Origin of the sequence: Extensimonas perlucida (genome assembly GCF_007655255.1) — a bacterium.
GTDB lineage: Bacteria > Pseudomonadota > Gammaproteobacteria > Burkholderiales > Burkholderiaceae_C > Extensimonas > Extensimonas perlucida.
Map to the genome: position 1 here is coordinate 64,791 of NZ_VMYE01000012.1, position 18,818 is coordinate 83,608.

Here is an 18,818-nt window from a genome sequence, read left to right on the forward strand (position 1 = left end):
GCAATGACGATCAAAAAATGAACAGCCCCACCGCCCCGCGCCCGCCCGTGCCCCCGCTGGCCACTTCGTCCTACGGGGGCGATGAGGTCGGCCTGATTTGCGGCTACCTGTTCGACCCCGAGGCGGCGCAGCAGATACGTGCGCTGGGCTCGGACGAGGCCGCGGCCTGGCTGGCCGAGGTGGCGCAGGCCGGGGGCGGCGGTGCCGCCGCGGCGCAGGGCGGCAGCTATCTGTGGCTGCATTTCAATCTGAGCAATGTGCAGGCCGAGCGTTGGCTGGTGCGGCACGCACAGCTCGCGGATGCATTTTTCGAGGCGCTGCACGAAGGCGTGCGCTCTACCCGTATCGAGCGCTCCGGCGATGACTTGGTGGCCGTGCTCAGCGACTTGCAGTTCGACTTCGATCTCGAATCGTCCGACGTGTCCACGCTGTGGATCAGCGTGGGGCCGCGCCTGGTCGTCACGGCGCGCACCAGCCCGCTGCGCTCGGTGGACGTGCTGCGCACGGCGGTGCGCGCGGGCGAAGTGCCGCCTTCGAGCACCGGCCTGCTCGAGCACTTGCTGCGCACGCAGGCCGACGTGCTGGTGGGCATAGTGCGCAGCGTGACGGCGCGCATCGACACCATCGAGGACGAACTGCTGGCCGGGCGCCTGGACCACAAGCGCGCCCGCCTGGGTGCCATGCGCCGCCTGCTGGTGCGGCTGCAGCGCCTGCTGGCGCCCGAGCCGGCAGCGCTGTTTCGCCTGCTGCAGCGCCCGCCCGGGTGGATGGCGGGGGCCGACGTGGACGGCCTGCGTGGGGCCACCGAGGAGTTTTCGCTGGTGCTGCGCGATATGCAGGCGCTGGAGGAGCGCATCAAGCTGCTGCAGGAAGAAGTCGCCGCCGGCGTGAACGAGGAGAACAACCGCAGCCTGTTCGTGCTGACCATGGTGACGGTGCTGGCGCTGCCCATCAACATCCTGGCCGGCCTGTTCGGCATGAACGTCGGCGGCATCCCGCTGGCCGACCATCCGCATGGCTTTTGGGTGCTTGTGGGCGTCATTGCCGCCTTCAGCGCCCTTGCGGCCTGGCTGGCGTTTCGGAACAAGCGCTGAGCCTGGTCAGCGCGGTTTTGCGTCTGCCAGGGCGCGTCGCGTTTGTACGCAAGCCGACAAAAAGGCGTTGGGGCGTGGCGATGCCTGCACGGTTTTTGGCCGCAAGGCGCTGTTTTGCCACGCAAAGCGCCGCCTTGCCGCCTGGGCGTGGCTGGTACGGCAGTTGCGTCTGCAGGGCCCATGCACGCCTCTACCGTTCCTGCTTCTCCCGCTGCACCGCAGAACCCGCACTACGCTCGTCTGGGCGGTCAAGAGCAGGTCGTGCGCTTGGTGGATGCGTTTTACCGCGCCATGGACCGCCTGCCAGAGGCGGCCACGATACGGGCCATGCACGCGCCGGACTTTCGCGCCACCAAGGCAGTGCTGGTGCAATACCTCAGCGAATGGCTGGGCGGGCCCAGGCTCTACACGCCTGCACGCGGTGCGCCCATGCTGCGGCGGCGCCATCAGCCCTTCGACATCGACGCCACCGCGCGCGATGCCTGGATGCTGTGCATGCGCCAGGCGCTGGCCGAGGTGTGCGCCGACGCGGGCTTGCGCAGCGAGCTCGAAGCGGCTTTTTACAAAGTGGCCGATTTCATCCGCAATACCGAGGAGGGCGGGCAGGAGCGGGCGCATCCGGGGCGCCCGCGCGAGGTGCAGCCGGGCGGGTTGGCGCCGCCGCACAGTTCCCGCGCGGGCCGCTGAGGGAGCGCCTTGGAACGGGTTCTCATGCGCCCTGACCATGCCGCGCATCCGCGCACCTGGTACACGACCAATCTGGTGGGCGTGCCGGCGCAGCTGCTCGGCAGCACGGCGTTCAACGACCATCCCAGGCCATTGCACATCGGCGGCACGCGGCAGGCATATGCAGGGCTTTTTGCCTTGCTGGCAGCCAGCACCAGCCCAGAGGAAGCCAGCGAGATGTTCATCCATTACCTGAGTCTGGCCTTTGGCCTGGAGCCCGCCAAAGACCCGGCCTCGCCCGCCGAGGCGCGGCGCTGGCGTGCCAGCTACGTCAAACTCCTGCAGAGCTGGGGCATAGACAGCAACGGGCAGGCCGGGGCCGTGCTCAAGGGCTGGGTCGAGAGCCGTTTTGGCCTGGTGCCGTGCTTTCATGGCGAGCGGCTCGAGCACTTTCCCTCGCCTGCCTGGGTCAAGTACCTCGAAGAAAAGGCCTCGAGCCGCTTTCACAACAACTGCATCTACCAGCAGCTCGATTTGCTTTACGAGTTCTGCCAGTGGGCGCTGCAGCGCTTCCAGCCCTTTGGTGCGGTACAGCACCTGCCCTTGTGGCGCGGCATCACGCGCTGTGAGGAGCAGATCGTCGCGGGCACGCTGGGCCTGGGCAAGCGCCTGCTCACCGTGCAGCTCAACAATCTGGTGAGCTTTGCCCAGCGCGCCGACCAAGCCGAATGCTTTGGCGACTGGCTGCTGCACGTGCGCGTGCCGCTGGCCAAGCTGCTGTTTTACCCGGGCCTGCTGCACAAGGTGCTGCTGCACGGCGAGGGCGAAGTGCTGGCCCTGGGCGGGCTCTACAAAGTGGAGGCGCGCCATGCCTGAAGGCGCGCCCTTGCCGGCAGCGAACGCTTTGGCCGCAAGCAGCCGCGCGCAGCTCTTTGACCGCGCGCTCGGGGCTTACCTTGGGCTGGCCATAGGCGATGCGCTGGGCGCGACCGTCGAGTTCATGACGTCGCGCGAAATCCGGCACCAGTACGGCGTGCACCGCGACATGGTCGGCGGCGGCTGGCTGCGGCTCAAACCCGGGCAGGTCACCGACGACACGACCATGAGCCTGGCGCTGGGCGAGGCCCTGCTGCAAGGCCAGCAGCAGGGGCGGCCGTTCGACGTGGGGCTGATGGCCGAGGCTTTCGTGCGCTGGTGGCGCGGCAAGCCCGTGGATTGCGGCAACACCTGTCGCCGCGGCATCATGCGCTACCTGGCCGACGGCAGCGTGCAAGGCCCGCCGCAGCCCGGCGACGGCGGCAACGGCGCGCTGATGCGCAACCTGCCGGTGGCGCTGGCGACGCTCGGGGCGCCCGAGTGCCTGGAGCCGGTTTCGATCGCGCAGGCGCATATCACGCACCACCACCCTTTGTCGGATGCGGCCACGGTGGCTTTCGGGCAGATGCTGCACGCTTTGCTGCGGCACAAAGAGCCGCAGCAGGCGCTGACGACGTGCAAGGCAATCGCGGACCACCTGGTCGAGCGCTTTCCCAAGTTCCGCTACCAACCCTACCCCGGCCGTGCGACGGGCTACGTGGTCGATACCGTGCAGACGGTGCTGCACCATTTTTTTGCGACGCCCGGCTTCGAGGCCGCGGTGGTGGGCACGGTCAACGAGGGCGGGGACGCGGACACCACCGGGGCGCTCGCCGGGATGCTCGCGGGCGCCCTGTGCGGCGCCCAGGCTCTGCCGCGGCGCTGGCTGGGAAAGCTCGAGCGCAGCACGCGCATGGCCATCACCGAGCAGACCAGCGCGCTGCTGGCGCTGGCGCTCGCGGCGTAAGAAAGCACGAAAACAAAAACACGGGAAACAAAAACACAAAAGGCCGCTTGCGCGGCCCTTTGTGCAGGATTGCTGGAGCTCAGCCAGGCATTACATGCCCATGCCGCCCATGCCACCCATGTCGGGCATGCCGCCGCCGGCTGCAGGCGCTTCGTCCTTGGGCGTTTCGGCGACCATGCACTCGGTCGTCAGCATCAGGCCGGCCACGGAGGCGGCGTTTTGCAGCGCGGTGCGCGTGACCTTGGTCGGGTCCAGGATACCCATTTCGATCATGTCGCCATAGGTGTCGTTGGCGGCGTTGAAGCCGAAGTTGCCCTGGCCTTCGAGCACGCGGTTGATCACCACCGAGGGCTCGCCACCGGCGTTGGCCACGATTTCACGCAGCGGCGCTTCGATGGCCTTGAGCACCAGCTTGATGCCGGCGTCCTGGTCATGGTTGTCGCCCTTGAGTTCGCCCACGGCCTGGCGCGCGCGCAGCAGAGCCACGCCACCACCGGCCACGATGCCTTCTTCGACGGCTGCACGGGTGGCGTGCAGGGCGTCTTCGACGCGGGCCTTCTTCTCTTTCATTTCGACTTCGGTCGCGGCGCCGACCTTGATCACGGCCACACCGCCGGCGAGCTTGGCCACGCGCTCTTGCAGCTTCTCGCGGTCGTAGTCAGAGGTGGCTTCCTCGATCTGCACGCGGATCTGCTTGACGCGCGCTTCGATGTCGGCAGCAGCACCGGCACCGTCGATGATGATGGTGTTTTCCTTGCCCACTTCGATGCGCTTGGCTTGGCCCAGGTCGGCCAGCGTGGTCTTTTCGAGCACCAGACCGACTTCTTCGGCGATGACCTTGCCGCCCGTGAGGATGGCAATGTCTTCGAGCATGGCCTTGCGACGGTCACCGAAGCCCGGAGCCTTGACAGCCACCACTTTCAGGATGCCGCGGATGGTGTTGACCACCAGCGTGGCCAGGGCTTCGCCCTCGACGTCCTCGGCGATGATCAGCAGCGGGCGGCCGGCCTTCGCCACTTGCTCGAGCACGGGCAGCAGGTCGCGGATGTTGCTGATCTTCTTGTCGAACAGCAGCACGAAGGGGTTTTCGAGGATGGCGGCCTGCTTCTCGGGGTTGTTGATGAAGTAGGGCGAGAGGTAGCCGCGGTCGAACTGCATGCCTTCCACGACGTCGAGCTCGTTTTGCAGCGACTTGCCGTCTTCGACGGTGATCACGCCTTCCTTGCCGACCTTGTCCATGGCATCAGCGATGATCTGGCCGATGGAGCTGTCGCTGTTGGCCGAGATCGAGCCGACCTGGGCGATTTCCTTGGAGGTGGTGGTGGGCTTGGAAGCCTTCTTGAGCTGCGCGATCAGGGCTTCGACGGCCTTGTCGATGCCGCGCTTCAAGTCCATGGGGTTCATGCCGGCGGCCACGTACTTCATGCCTTCGCGCACGATGGCCTGGGCCAGCACGGTGGCGGTGGTGGTGCCATCACCGGCGTTGTCGCTGGTCTTGGAAGCAACTTCCTTGACCATCTGCGCGCCCATGTTCTGCAGCTTGTCCTTGAGCTCGATTTCCTTGGCCACGGACACACCGTCCTTGGTCACGGTGGGGGCGCCGAAGGAGCGCTCGAGCACCACGTTGCGGCCCTTGGGGCCCAGGGTCACCTTGACGGCGTTGGCGAGGATGTTCACGCCTTCGACCATGCGGTGACGTGCATCAGCACCGAAAACTACGTCTTTTGCAGCCATTTGGATTCTCCGTATTCAAAAATTCAGGGGTTCGTCGAACAGGTGACGGGACTTACTTTTCGACCACGGCGAAAAGGTCGTCTTCCTTCATGACCAGCAATTCGTCGCCATCAACCTTCACGGTCTGGCCCGAATACTTGCCGAACAGGACGCGGTCGCCAACCTTGACGCTCATGGGGCTGAGTTCGCCCTTGTCGTTCTTCTTGCCAGGGCCTACGGCCAGCACTTCACCTTGATCGGGCTTCTCGGCGGCGTTGTCGGGAATGACGATGCCAGAGGCAGTCTTGGTTTCGCTCTCGATACGCTTGACGATCACGCGATCGTGCAGGGGGCGAAGTTTCATTGCATCTCTCCTGGTTTGCAAAAAATGGTGAGTGGATACATGACAAAGCGCCTGGCAAAAAGACAGACGCTTGGTTTACTCTCCACGGGTGTTAGCACTCACCCGTAGCGAGTGCTAATGATACGGGCGTTTGTTTGGATTTCAAGGGGCGGATGCGGATTTTTTGGGACTTGTGCCGGCGGATGCGGTTTTGGATGAGCCCCAAAAAGTTTATTCAAATTGGCATTTTACGCAGGTATATCAAGCGCTAGTAGCTCCTAAAATAAAAGCTATTCGGCCAGCCCCAGCGCGCCGAACACGAGGCGACAGATCAGCGCTTCGGCGGCGGCGTAGTCGGCTTCGGTGAGCGCGGGCCTGCCCAGCAATAGTGCGAACTGCGCCTCCTGCTCGGCGTAGGACTGTGTGAGTGCCCACAGCGCGAACATCAGGTGCGTGAAATCGACGCGCGCGATGCGGCCTTCGGCGGCCCAGCGCTCGAAGCGTTGCACTTCGGCCTGCAACAGCGGCGCCACGCGCTCGGTGATCGCCGCAGCGTAGCGCGGCGCGCCCGCGATGATTTCCTTGGCAAAGACCTTGACGCCGTGGGGCCGCTCGCGGGAGTAGCGCAGCTTGGCGCGGATGTAGTTGCGCAGCGCCTGCTGCGGTGCGTCGCTCTGCGCGAGGTCTTGCATGCCTGCGAGCCACTGGTCGAGCACCGCATCGAGCACGCGCTGGTACAGCGCCTCTTTGCTCGGAAAGTAATAGAGCAGGTTGTGGCGGCTGATGCCACAGGCCGCGGCGATGCTCTCCAGCGTCGCGCCCTCGAAGCCGAATTGCGCGAACTGGCGCTCGGCTTCGGTGACGATGGTGTCCTCTTTGCGCTGGCGTGCGGCGCTGGGGCGGCGCGGGGCGGCGGGGTCTTCTGGCGGGGCGGCTGGCGGGGGCGAAGAAGATGCGTGCATTGCACCATTGTGGGACAAGGCGCGCGGCCGAAAGCTGGCATGGCACTTGCTCTAAGGGTTTTACCTATTGGTAAATTTTTACCAAAAAGTAAATTTGATCGCGCTGCTTTTGCGTGCGCCCCTGCAACTTACCTTTCGTTTGCCACCCGTCCGTTGGAGGTTTTTTGTGATGCCAACCCTTGCAAGCCGTGCCAGCGGTTTATGCGCCGCGCGGCTGGCGCCGGCCGAATACGCTGCGCGTTTCAGCGACGCACACCCGCCCCTCACGCGCGCGCAGGCGCTGATCGAGGCCGAGCGCTGCTACGACTGTTTCGACGCGCCCTGCACGCGCGCCTGCCCGACCGAGATCGACGTGCCGGCGTTCATCCAGCGCATCGCCCAGGACAACCTGCGCGGTGCGGCGCGCGCGATCCTGTCGGCCAATCCACTGGGTGGCACCTGCGCGCGCGTATGCCCGACCGAGGTGCTGTGCGAGCAGGCTTGTGTGCGCAACGCCTTGCAGGAAAAGCCCGTGGAGATCGGGCGGCTGCAGCGCTACGCCACCGATGCGTACTTTGCGGCGCAGCAGCGCGAGAGCGCCGACCCCTTGGGCGCGCCATTGTTCGAGCGCGCTGCACCCACAGGGCGGCGCGTGGCCGTGGTCGGTGCGGGGCCGGCGGGGCTCGCGTGCGCGCACGGACTGGCGCTGCGCGGGCACGAGGTGGTGCTGTTCGAGGCGCGCCCAAAACCCGGTGGCCTCAATGAATACGGTCTTGCGCGCTACAAAGTCACGAGCGAATTCGTGCAACAGGAGGTGCGCTGGCTGCTGTCGGTGGGCGGCATCGAATTGCGCTGCGGACAGCAGCTCGGGCGCGACTTCACGCTCGACGGGCTGCTCGCCGCCTACGACGCGGTGTTTCTGGGCCTGGGGCTGGCGGGCGTGAATGCGCTCTCCATTGCCGAGCCGCAGGCGCAGGGCCTGCGCAACGCGGTGGACTTCATCGCCGAGATCCGCCAGGCGCAGGATTTGGCCAGCGTGCCCGTGGGGCGGCGCGTGCTCGTGCTCGGCGGCGGCATGACGGCCATCGATGCGGCGGTGCAGGCACGCATGCTCGGCGCCGAGGAGGTCAGCATCGTCTACCGCCGCGGGCCCGAGAGCATGCCCGCCTCGGCTGCGGAGCAGCAGTGGGCGCAGACGCAGGGCGTGCTGCTGCGCCACTGGGCCGCGCCCCAGGAGCTGCTGTGCGTCGACGGGCAGGTGCGCGGCCTGCGCTGCGTGGTCACGGCGCTGCAGGACGGGCGCCTGGTGGAGACGGGCGAGGCCTTCACGCTCGAAGCCGACATGGTGCTCAAGGCCATTGGCCAGAACTACGTGCCCGAGCCCGCGGGCGCGGCCATCGCGCTGCAAGGCGGCCGCATCGCCACCGATGCGCAGGGGCGCACCAGCGTGGCGCGCGTGTGGGCCGGCGGCGACTGCCGCGCGGGCGGGCGCGACCTTACCGTGGAGGCCGTGCAGCACGGCAAGATTGCGGCGCTTTCGATGCACCAGGCACTGTGCGGCTGAGCCCGCCGCGCTACCCAAGCCCGTCCACGGCTCAGACGCCAACCCTCAGACGCCACCCCCATAGACGCCGCACGCACGCAACCCGAACGCAACCCTTTTGCAGACCGGAGCAATCCCATGGCAGACATCCGCAGCAATTTTCTGGGCATTCGCAGCCCCAACCCGTTCTGGCTGGCCTCGGCGCCGCCCACGGACAAAGAAGTCAACGTCACGCGCGCCTTCGAGGCTGGCTGGGGCGGCGTGGTCTGGAAGACCCTGGGAGAAGACCCGCCCGTGGTCAACGTCAACGGCCCGCGCTACGGCGCGCTGCATGGGCCCGACCGGCGCGTGCTCGGCTTCAACAACATCGAGCTCATCAGCGACCGGCCGCTGCGCACCAACCTCGAAGAAATCGCGCGCGTCAAGCGTGCTTGGCCCGACCGCGCGATGGTCGTCTCGCTCATGGTGCCGTGCGAGGAGGCGAGCTGGAAGCGCATCCTGCCCATGGTCGAGGACACGGGCGCGGACGGCATCGAGCTCAACTTTGGCTGCCCGCACGGCATGAGCGAGCGCGGCATGGGCGCGGCCGTGGGCCAGGTGCCGGAATACATCGAGATGGTCACGGCCTGGTGCAAGCACTACAGCCGGCTGCCGGTGATCGTCAAGCTCACGCCCAACATCACCGACGTGCGCTACCCCGCGCGTGCGGCCAAGGCGGGCGGCGCCGATGCGGTGTCGCTCATCAACACCATCAACTCCATCATCGGCGTCGATCTGGAGCGCATGGCGATCACGCCCAACACCGGCGGTTGGGGCTCGCACGGCGGCTACTGTGGCCCGGCCGTAAAGCCGATCGCGCTCCACATGGTGGCCGAGATCGCGCGCGACGCGCAAACCGCGGGCCTGCCCCTCAGCGGCATCGGCGGCGTGACCACCTGGCGCGACGCGGCCGAGTTCATCGCGCTGGGTTGCGGCACGGTGCAGGTCTGCACGGCCGCGATGGTGTATGGCTTCAAGATCGTGCAAGACCTGTGCGACGGCCTGGCCAACTTCATGGACGCGCAGGGCTGGCGCACGCTCGACGACTTGCGCGGCCGCGCGCTGCCGAGCGTGAAGGACTGGAACCAGCTCGACCTCAACCACATCGACAAGGCCCGGATCGACCCCGCGCTCTGCATAGGCTGCGGGCGCTGCCACATCGCCTGCGAAGACACCTCGCACCAGGCCATCCGCGTGCAGGAAGCAAGCCCCGAGAGCGGCGGCGTGCGCCGCTTCGTCGTCGACGAGGCCGACTGCGTGGGCTGCAACCTGTGCGTGACCGTCTGCCCCGTGCCCGACTGCATCACGCTGCGCACACTCGCACCGGGTGAGGTCGATGCGCGCACGGGCCAGGTGGTGGGTGGCAGTTACGCGAACTGGACCACGCATCCGAACAATCCGCAGCGCGTGGCGGCGTGAAGGCTTATGGTGTGGATATTGCGTGCCCAAGCGTGCCTTTTGCGGCCATTCGCATCCTTTTTTCACTTTTCCATGACAGGAGTGCTCCTATGAACGATAGCAGCAGCGGCGCCATCCCCCTGGCGGGGCAAGAGCGCGGCGCATCCGGCGATGCGCTTGCCAACGAAGATTTGCTTCCCACCACGGCCGCGCAGCGCCATTGGGACTGGAAGGACTACGCTGCGCTGTGGGTGGGCATGGTGGTGTGCGTGCCCACGTACACCATGGCCAGCTCCATGCTGGACCAGGGCTTTACCTGGCAGATGGCGGTGTGGCTGGTGTTTCTTGCGAATTGCATCGTGCTCGTGCCCATGGTGCTGCTGGGGCGCGTGGGGCCGCGTTACGGCGTGCCGTTTCCCGTGCTCGCGCGTGCTTCCTTCGGCGTAAAGGGGGCCAATCTTCCCGCTGTGCTGCGCGGTCTCGTGGCCTGCGGCTGGTTCGCCATCAACTGCTACTTTGGTGCGCTGGCGCTGCACGGATTTTTGAACGTGCTAGGCATGAACCTCGCCGGCCCAGCGCCTGGGCAGACCATCAGCAGCTCGCAGTTCCTGTGCTTTCTGGCCTTCTGGGCGGTGCACATCTGGTTCATCTGGCGCGGGCCGGAGTCCATACGCAGGCTCGAAGTGGTCGCCGCTCCGCTGATGATCGTGGCTTCCGTCGTGCTCGTCGCGGTGCTGCTGGCGCGCGTGCCGGCGGCGCAGCTGTTCAACCTGCCCGCCAAAGTGGTGGAGGGCGGCCCCCGCACCTGGGGCGCGCTGACCGGGCTCGTGGGCTTCTGGGCCACGCTGGCGCTCAACATCCCGGACTTCACGCGCTTTGCCAAGTCGCAAAAAGACCAGGTGCTGGGCCAGGCCATAGGCTTGCCCATTCCCATGGCCTTGTTCTCCATGGTGGGCGTGATCGGGTTTTCGGCCTCGGCCATCCTCTACGGCAAGGCCGAACTGTTCCCCGACGGCCTGCTCACCAAAATGGGGCCCATCGCAGCGGGCTTGGGCCTGTTGGTGATCCTGCTGGCCAACTTGACCACCAACGTGGCCGCGAACCTGGTCTCGCCGTCCTACGACTTCAGCCAGATTGCGCCCGCCAAGATCAGTTTCCGCACGGGCGGCATCATCGCCGCGCTGCTCGGCCTGCTGTTCATGCCCTGGAAGCTGCTGGCCAGCTCGGGGAACTACCTTTTCACCTGGCTCGGTGGCTATGGCACCCTGCTGGGCGCGATTGCGGGCATTCTGCTGGCCGATTACTACCTCGTGCGCCGGGGACAGCTGCAAGTCGATGACCTGTACCGCCGCGGCGGCGCCTACGAGTACCGCAATGGTTGGAACCCGCAGGCGCTCGTGGCCTTCGTGCTCGGTGTGCTGCCCTGCCTGCCGGGCTACCTCGCGGTGTCGGGCGTGATCGACAAGGCCGGCATACCGGCGATCTGGCTCACGCTGTTCGATGCCGGCTGGTTTTTCAGCCTGGCCGTCGCGGGAGCGTACTACTACCTGACGGCGAAGAAATCATGAGCCGTGGCAGCTTGTGCCCGATGCGATGCAACCGGCATGAAGCCCTGGTTTGTCCTGGTTCGATGAAGTAACGGAGACACACCCATGACCCAAGCCCTTCTGATCCGCGGCGGCATCGTCGTCAACGCCGACCGCGCCGAGCGTGCCGACGTGCTGTGCGTCGCGGGCCGCATCGCCGCCGTGGGCGCCGACGCCGCGGCGCAGGCACCCGCAGGCGCCGGCGTGCTCGACGCGAGCGGCCAGTACCTGCTGCCCGGCGGCATAGACCCGCACACGCACATGCAGCTGCCCTTCATGGGCGCGACGACCATGGACGACTTCTTCACGGGCACGGCCGCGGGCCTGGCCGGCGGCACGACGAGCATCATCGACTTCGTCATCCCCGACCCGCAAGAGCCCCTGCTCGACGCCTACCGCAAGTGGCGCGGCTGGGCCGCCAAGGCGGCGGCGGACTACGGCTTTCACGTCGCCGTCACCTGGTGGAGCGAGCAGGTGCGCGCCGACATGGGCACGCTGGTGCAGCAAGAGGGCGTGAACAGCTTCAAGCACTTCATGGCCTACAAAAACGCCATCATGTGCGACGACGAAACCCTGGTGCACAGCTTCCAGCGCGCGCTCGAACTCGGCGCCATGCCCACCGTGCACGCCGAAAACGGCGAGCTCGTCTTTTTGCTGCAGCAGCAGCTCTTGCAGCGCGGCATCACCGGCCCCGAGGGGCATCCGCTCTCGCGCCCGCCCGCCGTCGAGGCCGAGGCCGCGCAGCGCGCGATCGCGATTGCCGACGTGCTCGGCGTGCCGATCTACGTCGTGCACGTGAGCTGCGCCGAAAGCGCCGAAGCCATCGCGCGCGCCCGCGCCCGCGGCCAGCGCGTGTACGGCGAAGTGCTCGCGGGCCATTTGCTGATCGACGACAGCGTCTATCGCCACCCCGACTTCGCCACCGCCGCGGCGCACGTCATGAGCCCGCCATTTCGCCCCCAAGGTCACCAGGAGGCGCTGTGGCGCGGCCTGCAGTCGGGCCAGCTGCACACCACCGCGACCGACCACTGCACTTTTTGTGCGGCGCAAAAGGCGCAGGGAGCTGGTCGGGCTTTGGGCGTCGAAAGCGAAAATGCGCCCCAGCGAGACCAGTTAGCCGGTGAAAAGTGGGCCGCTGCGGCGCATTTGCAGCCGACGAATCCAAAGCCCGACCAGCTCCCAGATTTCACGCGCATCCCCAACGGCACGGGCGGCATCGAGGAGCGCATGGCCGTGATCTGGGACGCCGGCGTGAACACCGGCCGCCTCACGCCCAGCGAATTCGTCGCCATCACCTCGGCCAACGCCGCGCGCCTGTTCAACATCTACCCGCGCAAAGGCTGCATCGCCGTGGGCGCGGACGCCGACCTCGTACTTTGGGACCCGCAGGGCCACAAAACCCTCTCGGCGCGCACGCAGTTTTCCAAGGGCGACTTCAACATCTTCGAAGGCCGCAGCGTGCGCGGCATCCCCAGCCACACCATCAGCCAGGGCGAAGTCGTCTATGCGCAGGGCGACTTGCGCGTCGAACCCGGCCGCGGGCGCTACGTGCCCCGCCCCGCCTTCGGCCCCGACTTCCAGGCCACGCAGCGCCGCGCAGAGCTGCTCGCGCCCACGCCCGTGCAGCGCCAAAAGTTATGAATTCGATAGCAAAAAGCTAGGCATCGAATATGCCACTTGCGCTTTATGAATAAGCGTAAGCAGCTATTCTTTTGGAACCAAATATTGCAAAGGAACCAAGCCATGGATACCGCAGTCCAACCCCGCATTGCCAACCTGCGCGTGAACGGCGCGCGCCTGTGGGCCTCGCTCATGGAGCTCGCGCAGATCGGCGCCACGCCCAAGGGCGGCGTGTGCCGCCTCGCGCTCACCGAGCTCGACAAACAGGCGCGCGACCTCGTCATCGGCTGGGCGCGCGACGCCGGCCTGCAAGTGACCATAGACCAGATCGGCAACGTCTTCATGCGCCGCGCGGGGCGCAACCCGGCGCTGCCGCCCATCATGACCGGCAGCCACATCGACACCCAGCCCACGGGCGGCAAGTTCGACGGCAACTACGGCGTGCTCGCGGGCCTCGAAGTGGTGCGCACGCTCAACGACCACGGCATCGAAACCGAAGCGCCGATCGAAGTCGCCTTCTGGACCAACGAAGAAGGCTCGCGCTTCGTGCCCGTGATGATGGGCTCGGGCGTGTTCGCCGGCGCCTTCACGCTCGAACACGCCTACGCCGCCACCGACACCGAAGGCAAAACCGTGCGCGCCGAGCTCGAACGCATAGGCTACATCGGCCCGCAGCGCCCCGGCGACCACCCCGTGGGCGCCTACTTCGAGGCGCATATCGAGCAAGGCCCGGTGCTCGAAGACCACGGCAAAACCATAGGCGTGGTGACGGGCGTGCTCGGCATCCGCTGGTACGACTGCACCGTCACCGGCATGGAGGCGCACGCCGGCCCCACGCCCATGGCCCTGCGCCGTGACGCGCTGCAGGTGGCCACGCGCCTGATGCAGGAAGTGGTGGCCTGCGCGCACCGCCACCCGCCACACGGCCGCGGCACCGTGGGCATGGTGCAAGTGCACCCCAACAGCCGCAACGTCATCCCCGGCCAGGTCAAGTTCAGCATAGACCTGCGCAACGCCAGCGACGCCGAATGCGAGCGCATGGACGCCGACATCCGCACCGCCGCCGCGCGCCTCGCGGCCGAAACCGGACTGGACATCAACGTCACGCTGGTGTCGAGCTACCCCGCACAGCCCTTCCACCCCGAATGCACCGCCGCCGTCGCGCGCGCCGCGCAGCAATTGGGCTATGCACACATGCCCGTAGTCTCGGGCGCCGGCCACGACGCCGTCTACCTCGCCCGCCTCGCCCCCACGGGCATGATCTTCATCCCCTGCAAAGACGGCATCAGCCACAACGAAATCGAATCCGCCACACCCGAGCACGTCACCGCGGGGTGCAATGTGCTGCTGCATGCAATGCTGGCGCGGGCGGGGTGAGGGGAGTGCGCTGGTATATTGCGATCGGTTTCGTGGCGGTTCGAGCCGGGGCAGGAATAATTGGAATCCGACCCCAATTCCCCTTGCGAATACACTGGATAGTGTCTGAGCCGTTGTATCACCGCTGGGCCGACATGCCATCTGACAGTGGGTTATGTCAAATTCCACGGAATGGGCGTGGAGCCGTTTCAGTTTTGGTTGAGATAGTTGCTATTGTAGATTGGGTGCAATATGAATGACTTAAAGATTACCATCGAAAACGTCAAGAATATCAAGCAAGCGTCCATTGAATTTCCACTGGAGAAAAGCCTAAACCTAATTGTCGGAAGCAATGGAAGCGGGAAAAGTACTATTCTCTTGGCTTTGTCGCAGGCAATTCGAAGCTCGCTAAAGTCACTGAGCGATGATGATTTTGATGATTCGTCGAGAGTGGAAATCAATATCGATGGCAAGGCGAGCGTCTGGACAGGCCTAGAAAATTGGCGCCATAACTCTCGAAATTCGCCGCTTAACGGCATGTATGAGGGGAGCTTGTTTTATGGAACACGGTTCAATGATTCTAGAACGGTAGATGAGCATTTGCGGACGGGACGTATTCAATCCGATGAAATAGTCGACGCTGACGATTACGTTAAAGACAAGCTGAGCTTCATTCTGTCCGGTGGCGTAGGAAAGTATTCCGGTCTAAAAAGATTAAGAAATAGGGCCATCTCTGAAAAGTTGCGGCTTGCGAGTACGCCTTACTTCAATTCTGTGAACGGCAAGCTAATTAGTCAGTACCGGATGAGTTCGGGCGAGTGTTTGCTGGTCTCGCTCCTCCACTTTGTCTATAACGCAATTGTTCGTAGGTCTTTGCCGCAGGATCAACCTATATTGGTTCTTATCGATGAAATTGAGCTGGCTTTACACCCTATCGCCGTCAGTCGCTTTATTGACCTGATGAGCGACCTCGTTAATGCGTCACAGAACTTGATGGTGATACTCACATCCCACTCACCCGAGGTCATAAGGAAGATTGCCCCCAAGAATATATACAAAATTGAGAACAATGGCGGCGTAGTTGAAGTAGTTAATCCTGGATTTCCGAGTTATGTTATTCGCGATGTGTATCGCCATGACGGTTTTGACTTTCTTCTATTGGTTGAAGACATTCTTGCCAAGGTGCTCGTTGAAAATGTTCTTGAGACGCGCGGATTAAACGCTAGCAAGCTAATTCATATCGTCCCTGTGGGCGGATGGAGTAACGTGCTTTCTCTTCAGGACGATCTATTGCGGGGAAACGTTCTTGGCTTAGGTCGCGAAGTAATAAGCATCTTGGATGGTGATGTGGTGACGGAAGCCAACAAGGCGCGACCAGACCTAAGGAAGCTATTTCTACCGGTCAAAAGCATTGAGAAATTCCTCTACGATATCATAATTGACGGAAAGCAGCCTGGCCTAAAAAAGGTTATAAATGACAAATACTTTCAGCTTGACTCGTTGGATACATTGGCTGCAGAGCATCACGCTAAATATGCGGGCGTGAAATTAGATCGGCCGGACAAGAAGCTTTATTTTAGGCTTCGAAAAAATCTTGAGTCGCGCGGGATTGATGAGCTGATGTTTGTGCAGAAGCTTTCTTCGGATATCATGCGGGCCGTTTCTTTTGAGCAGTTTTCGATTAACCTAGAGAAATTTCTGAACAAGTAGTCTTCATCCAAGAGGACTCGTTGAACACCCTCTTTGGGATAATTAGGGTTAGATTCCAATTTCAGCGGGAATAGCTGTTCTTGGCTGAGCCGCGGCGCACAGTGCCGCCGTTTGATGGCACATGATCAATTGACAATGTGTAGCCATTGGGGTACATCCGTTCCATGGTCGAGATTCGGAAAACCGATGTTTTTGCACTCTGGCTCGATAATTGGGGTCAGATTCCAATTCTTGCTCATCACAGGCCTCCCAACTTGCCGATGGTAGGCCAATGGAATAATTGGGGTCAGATTCCAATTTCTGCAGAAGTTGGTTGATTTCTGGAGATGAAAATTCCCCAAGCGCAAGTATTGGCGGCAGGGCGTTTTGTAGAGGTTTCTCAGATCCAAAAGGTGTAAATCAAATCACGCCGATTACCAGCAGCAATGCCCGGTCTATCGCCTTCATCCTGTCTGCATCGAGACGGCCAAAGGGTTCGCTGATTTTGGTGCGCGGTAGCGTGGAAAGTTTGTCCACCATGACTTGCGAAAGGGTGTGCAACCCGTTGGCGGGATTGGGTTCCACGGTCACGCGAAATACGGTATTGCGCAGGTCGTTCGTGACGGGGCAAAGCACAACGCTTTCCAAATCTGTCAAAAGATCGGATTGAATCACCAAGGCTGGTCGCGGTTTGTCATAGTCGCCTTGCAGAGAAACCGTGACCAAGTCGCCTCGTTGTGTCATGTCCAACCCTCGATGTGGGTTGCAGCCTCTTCGGTAAAGCGCAAAACGTCGGCTTCTGCAGAGTCGTCCTTGAGGTTTTGGCACTGCTGTCGCACCTGCGCCGCAAACTCCGGCGAGCGCGTGTCCGGCACCCAAAACTGCACGGGACGCAGCCCTGCAGCACGCATTCGCTCGCGTTAGCGGGCTACCTTGCCTGCCGATTCATTGGTGGTTGGCATGATGTTCTCCGTCGGAGTCCTGCATCGTTGCATGAAACCCTGTATGCAACTGCAATGCGATTTGGATTCGGTCGGGGCCGAGGCTTTCACACCCCCCGCGCCAGCTCCGCCGCATCCGTGAGCTGCAAAAACCGGTCGAGGATGTGGAAATGGTCTTCGAAGAACTGGTCTTCCATGCCCGCCAGCGCGGCGATGGGCAGCCACTGCGCCTGCAGTGCGTCGTCGTCGGCCTGCACGGCGGGGAAAGGGGCGTTGCCGAGGTCGAAGTAGTGCGCGTGCGTGATGGTGCGGCCGCGCTGGCTGCGTTCGGGGTGGTCGAAGACCTGCACCTGACGCAGCGCGGCGCGCAGTGCGGCTTCGGGCAGGGCGCAGTGCGTTTCTTCGGCGAGCTCGCGCAGGCACGATTGCCACAGGGTTTCTTTTTGCTCGATGAAGCCGCCGGGCACGGCGAGCTGGCCTTTGCCGGGCGCGTGCGCGCGGCGGATCACGAGCACGTGCTCCTGGCAGCGCAGCACGGCATCGACGGTGACGAACACGGGAGGGTAGGGCGCGCCGGCCCACGAGGCGCGGTAGTCGCGCAGCACGTGCCATTCATGCTGCAGCGCGGCGTATTCTGGTTTTTGCGCAAAATCGCGCAGAAAGGCAAGTGTGGCGGGCGGTATGTGCTCTTTCCATGGGAGCAGTGCAGCATCGATGGCGGCCAGGTTGGCGGCTGGATCGGTGGCCAGATCGGCGCCGGTTTGCGCATGCAGTGCTGCATTCGGCGCCGCGCTGGCCTGCGCAGCCGTGGCGGCGCCGAGGTAGGCGTCGCGCAGCGTGCTCGCGTCGATGTCGCCCTGGCGCGGCAGCGAGATCAGCTCCCAGCCCGGGAAGCTGCGCAGGTAGTTGCTCGTCGCGTCCTTGAAGTGACCCACGAGGGCGATGCGTGCGCCCGGTGTGGTCAGCGCGGCCACGCCGCGGCGCACGGCCTGCGCCCACACGGGCTCGTCGTAGTAGTCGCGCACGGGCAGCAGCTGCAGGCGCGCGCGCTCGGCTTCGGGCAGGGCCTGGCGCAGCATGCCGGCGCGCTCCTGCCAGGTGAAGGGGTTGCGCGGCGAGCGCGCCTGCCAGGCCGAGCCTATGACCACGATCACCTGCCGCGCGCTGGCCAGCGCCTGGCGCAGCAGCGCAAGGTGCGCGTGGTGTACGGGCTCGAAGCGCCCGATGTAGATGGCGGTGTCGCAGGCTGTGGTCATGGGGAGGTGGATGGTGGATGGGGCGGCTGTGTGGGCCGGTTGCGGGCGAGGTTGCGGGCGAGGTTTGATGCGCGGGCGTGGCGATGGCTGCTCAGACAGGCGCGAACACCCGGCGCGCGCCGACGTAGCGTGGGCGAAAGTAGCTGCTTTCGAGCGAGTCGCGGCGCACGGTGCCGCCGCTCGACGGCGCATGCACGAATTGCGCTTGCCCCACGTAAATGCCCATGTGCGAAAACAAGGCGCCGGTGGTGTTGAAGAACACCAGGTCGCCGCGCTGCAGTGCGGCGTCGTCCACGGGCTGCGTGGCCGCGGCCCACTCGGCGGTGCTGCGCGGCAGGCGGCGGGGCAGCGCGCTGCCCTGGGCCACGTGGCTGAAGACGTAATACACGAGGCCGCTGCAGTCGAAGCCGCCTTGCGGCGTGTTGCCGCCGTAGGTGTAGGGCGTGTTGATGACCAGCGTGGCGAGCGCCACGGCCTCCTCGCGGCCGCGCGGGTCGAGCTCCAGCGGCGGCTGCGTCGCGAGTGGGGGCGTGCGGCTGGTGCGCGTCTGCCAGGGCGGGGCGCTGCCGGCGGCGGCGTCGCCTGAGCGGCGCGGGGGGCTGCCGCAGCCGGCCAGCACCAGCGCGCCGAGCAAGCCCAGGGCGCCCAAGGCCAGCGGGCGGCGGGCGATGGCTGTGTGCGGCGGCTGCGGTGGCGTTGCCAAATTATTGGTCATTTTTGCCTCCAGTGCTGATAGGTCAAGCGCTGGCAGCTATTTTGTCGATAGCTGCCAGCCTTGACAAGACTTTTGCGCCGGCGCTCGCTGCCGTGG

At 64.5% G+C, this 18,818-nt stretch carries 17 protein-coding genes; 10 read left to right on the forward strand and 7 right to left on the reverse strand.

From position 1 onward, the window contains the following. The first annotated feature begins 17 nt into the window (after positions 1 to 17). The 4 genes from FK527_RS11225 to draG all read left to right on the forward strand — a co-directional run bounded on the left by FK527_RS11225 (position 18) and on the right by draG (position 3,582). Positions 18 to 1,094 (forward strand): transporter, encoded by a 1,077-nt coding sequence (locus tag FK527_RS11225; RefSeq protein ID WP_144733663.1) that lies wholly within the window; start codon positions 18 to 20, stop codon positions 1,092 to 1,094. Between the two features lie 180 nt (positions 1,095 to 1,274). Continuing rightward, positions 1,275 to 1,781 (forward strand): globin domain-containing protein, encoded by a 507-nt coding sequence (locus FK527_RS11230; protein WP_144733666.1) that lies wholly within the window; start codon positions 1,275 to 1,277, stop codon positions 1,779 to 1,781. A gap of 24 nt (positions 1,782 to 1,805) precedes the next feature. Continuing rightward, positions 1,806 to 2,636 carry an NAD(+)--dinitrogen-reductase ADP-D-ribosyltransferase gene (locus FK527_RS11235; protein WP_144733669.1) on the forward strand — a complete coding sequence of 277 codons (831 nt, stop codon included), beginning with the start codon at positions 1,806 to 1,808 and terminating at the stop codon, positions 2,634 to 2,636. Beyond that, positions 2,629 to 3,582 (forward strand): ADP-ribosyl-[dinitrogen reductase] hydrolase, encoded by a 954-nt coding sequence (gene draG, locus FK527_RS11240; RefSeq protein WP_144733672.1) that lies wholly within the window; start codon positions 2,629 to 2,631, stop codon positions 3,580 to 3,582. The genes FK527_RS11235 and draG overlap by 8 nt, the downstream gene beginning before the upstream one ends. A 90-nt stretch (positions 3,583 to 3,672) precedes the next feature. Here draG and groL read toward each other — a convergent pair whose 3' ends face one another. The 3 genes from groL to FK527_RS11255 all read right to left on the reverse strand — a co-directional run bounded on the left by groL (position 3,673) and on the right by FK527_RS11255 (position 6,600). Beyond that, complete coding sequence (gene groL / locus FK527_RS11245; RefSeq protein ID WP_144733675.1) at positions 3,673 to 5,316, reverse strand: chaperonin GroEL; 1,644 nt, start codon at positions 5,314 to 5,316, stop codon at positions 3,673 to 3,675. A 52-nt stretch (positions 5,317 to 5,368) separates the two neighbouring features. Continuing rightward, a complete protein-coding gene (gene groES / locus FK527_RS11250) occupies positions 5,369 to 5,659 on the reverse strand; it encodes a co-chaperone GroES (protein WP_144733678.1) in 291 nt (96 codons plus the stop codon). Between the two features lie 269 nt (positions 5,660 to 5,928). After that, entirely contained in the window at positions 5,929 to 6,600 is a 672-nt protein-coding gene (locus FK527_RS11255) for a TetR/AcrR family transcriptional regulator (RefSeq protein ID WP_144733681.1), read from the reverse strand. 169 nt (positions 6,601 to 6,769) lie between these two features. Between FK527_RS11255 and FK527_RS11260 the strand changes: the two genes are divergently transcribed. The 6 genes from FK527_RS11260 to FK527_RS11285 all read left to right on the forward strand — a co-directional run bounded on the left by FK527_RS11260 (position 6,770) and on the right by FK527_RS11285 (position 15,831). Beyond that, positions 6,770 to 8,143, forward strand: a complete 1,374-nt coding sequence (locus FK527_RS11260) for an NAD(P)-dependent oxidoreductase (RefSeq protein WP_144733684.1) — start codon at positions 6,770 to 6,772, stop codon at positions 8,141 to 8,143. A gap of 117 nt (positions 8,144 to 8,260) precedes the next feature. Then, positions 8,261 to 9,580 carry an NAD-dependent dihydropyrimidine dehydrogenase subunit PreA gene (gene preA / locus FK527_RS11265; protein WP_144733687.1) on the forward strand — a complete coding sequence of 440 codons (1,320 nt, stop codon included), beginning with the start codon at positions 8,261 to 8,263 and terminating at the stop codon, positions 9,578 to 9,580. Between the two features lie 89 nt (positions 9,581 to 9,669). Continuing rightward, on the forward strand, positions 9,670 to 11,127 hold the full coding sequence (locus tag FK527_RS11270; protein WP_144733690.1) for an NCS1 family nucleobase:cation symporter-1: 1,458 nt from the start codon (positions 9,670 to 9,672) through the stop codon (positions 11,125 to 11,127). Between the two features lie 84 nt (positions 11,128 to 11,211). Continuing rightward, a complete protein-coding gene (locus FK527_RS11275) occupies positions 11,212 to 12,786 on the forward strand; it encodes a dihydropyrimidinase (RefSeq protein WP_144733693.1) in 1,575 nt (524 codons plus the stop codon). A gap of 102 nt (positions 12,787 to 12,888) precedes the next feature. Beyond that, positions 12,889 to 14,142, forward strand: coding sequence for a Zn-dependent hydrolase (locus FK527_RS11280; protein ID WP_144733696.1), 1,254 nt, complete (start codon positions 12,889 to 12,891; stop codon positions 14,140 to 14,142). 231 nt (positions 14,143 to 14,373) lie between these two features. Beyond that, positions 14,374 to 15,831 (forward strand): ATP-dependent nuclease, encoded by a 1,458-nt coding sequence (locus tag FK527_RS11285; RefSeq protein ID WP_144733699.1) that lies wholly within the window; start codon positions 14,374 to 14,376, stop codon positions 15,829 to 15,831. A gap of 399 nt (positions 15,832 to 16,230) precedes the next feature. Here FK527_RS11285 and FK527_RS11290 read toward each other — a convergent pair whose 3' ends face one another. From FK527_RS11290 to FK527_RS11305, 4 genes are all read right to left on the reverse strand, one after another. Further along, the gene (locus FK527_RS11290; protein WP_144733702.1) at positions 16,231 to 16,554 is read right to left on the reverse strand and encodes a type II toxin-antitoxin system PemK/MazF family toxin; all 324 of its coding nucleotides are present in this window, start codon (positions 16,552 to 16,554) and stop codon (positions 16,231 to 16,233) included. Next, positions 16,551 to 16,721, reverse strand: coding sequence for an antitoxin MazE family protein (locus FK527_RS11295; protein WP_144733705.1), 171 nt, complete (start codon positions 16,719 to 16,721; stop codon positions 16,551 to 16,553). The genes FK527_RS11290 and FK527_RS11295 overlap by 4 nt, the downstream gene beginning before the upstream one ends. A 137-nt stretch (positions 16,722 to 16,858) precedes the next feature. Further along, entirely contained in the window at positions 16,859 to 18,007 is a 1,149-nt protein-coding gene (locus FK527_RS11300) for a bifunctional nicotinamide-nucleotide adenylyltransferase/Nudix hydroxylase (RefSeq protein ID WP_144733708.1), read from the reverse strand. Positions 18,008 to 18,098: 91 nt separating this feature from the next. Then, the gene (locus tag FK527_RS11305) at positions 18,099 to 18,722 is read right to left on the reverse strand and encodes a C40 family peptidase (protein WP_144733711.1); all 624 of its coding nucleotides are present in this window, start codon (positions 18,720 to 18,722) and stop codon (positions 18,099 to 18,101) included. Positions 18,723 to 18,818: the final 96 nt, after the last annotated feature.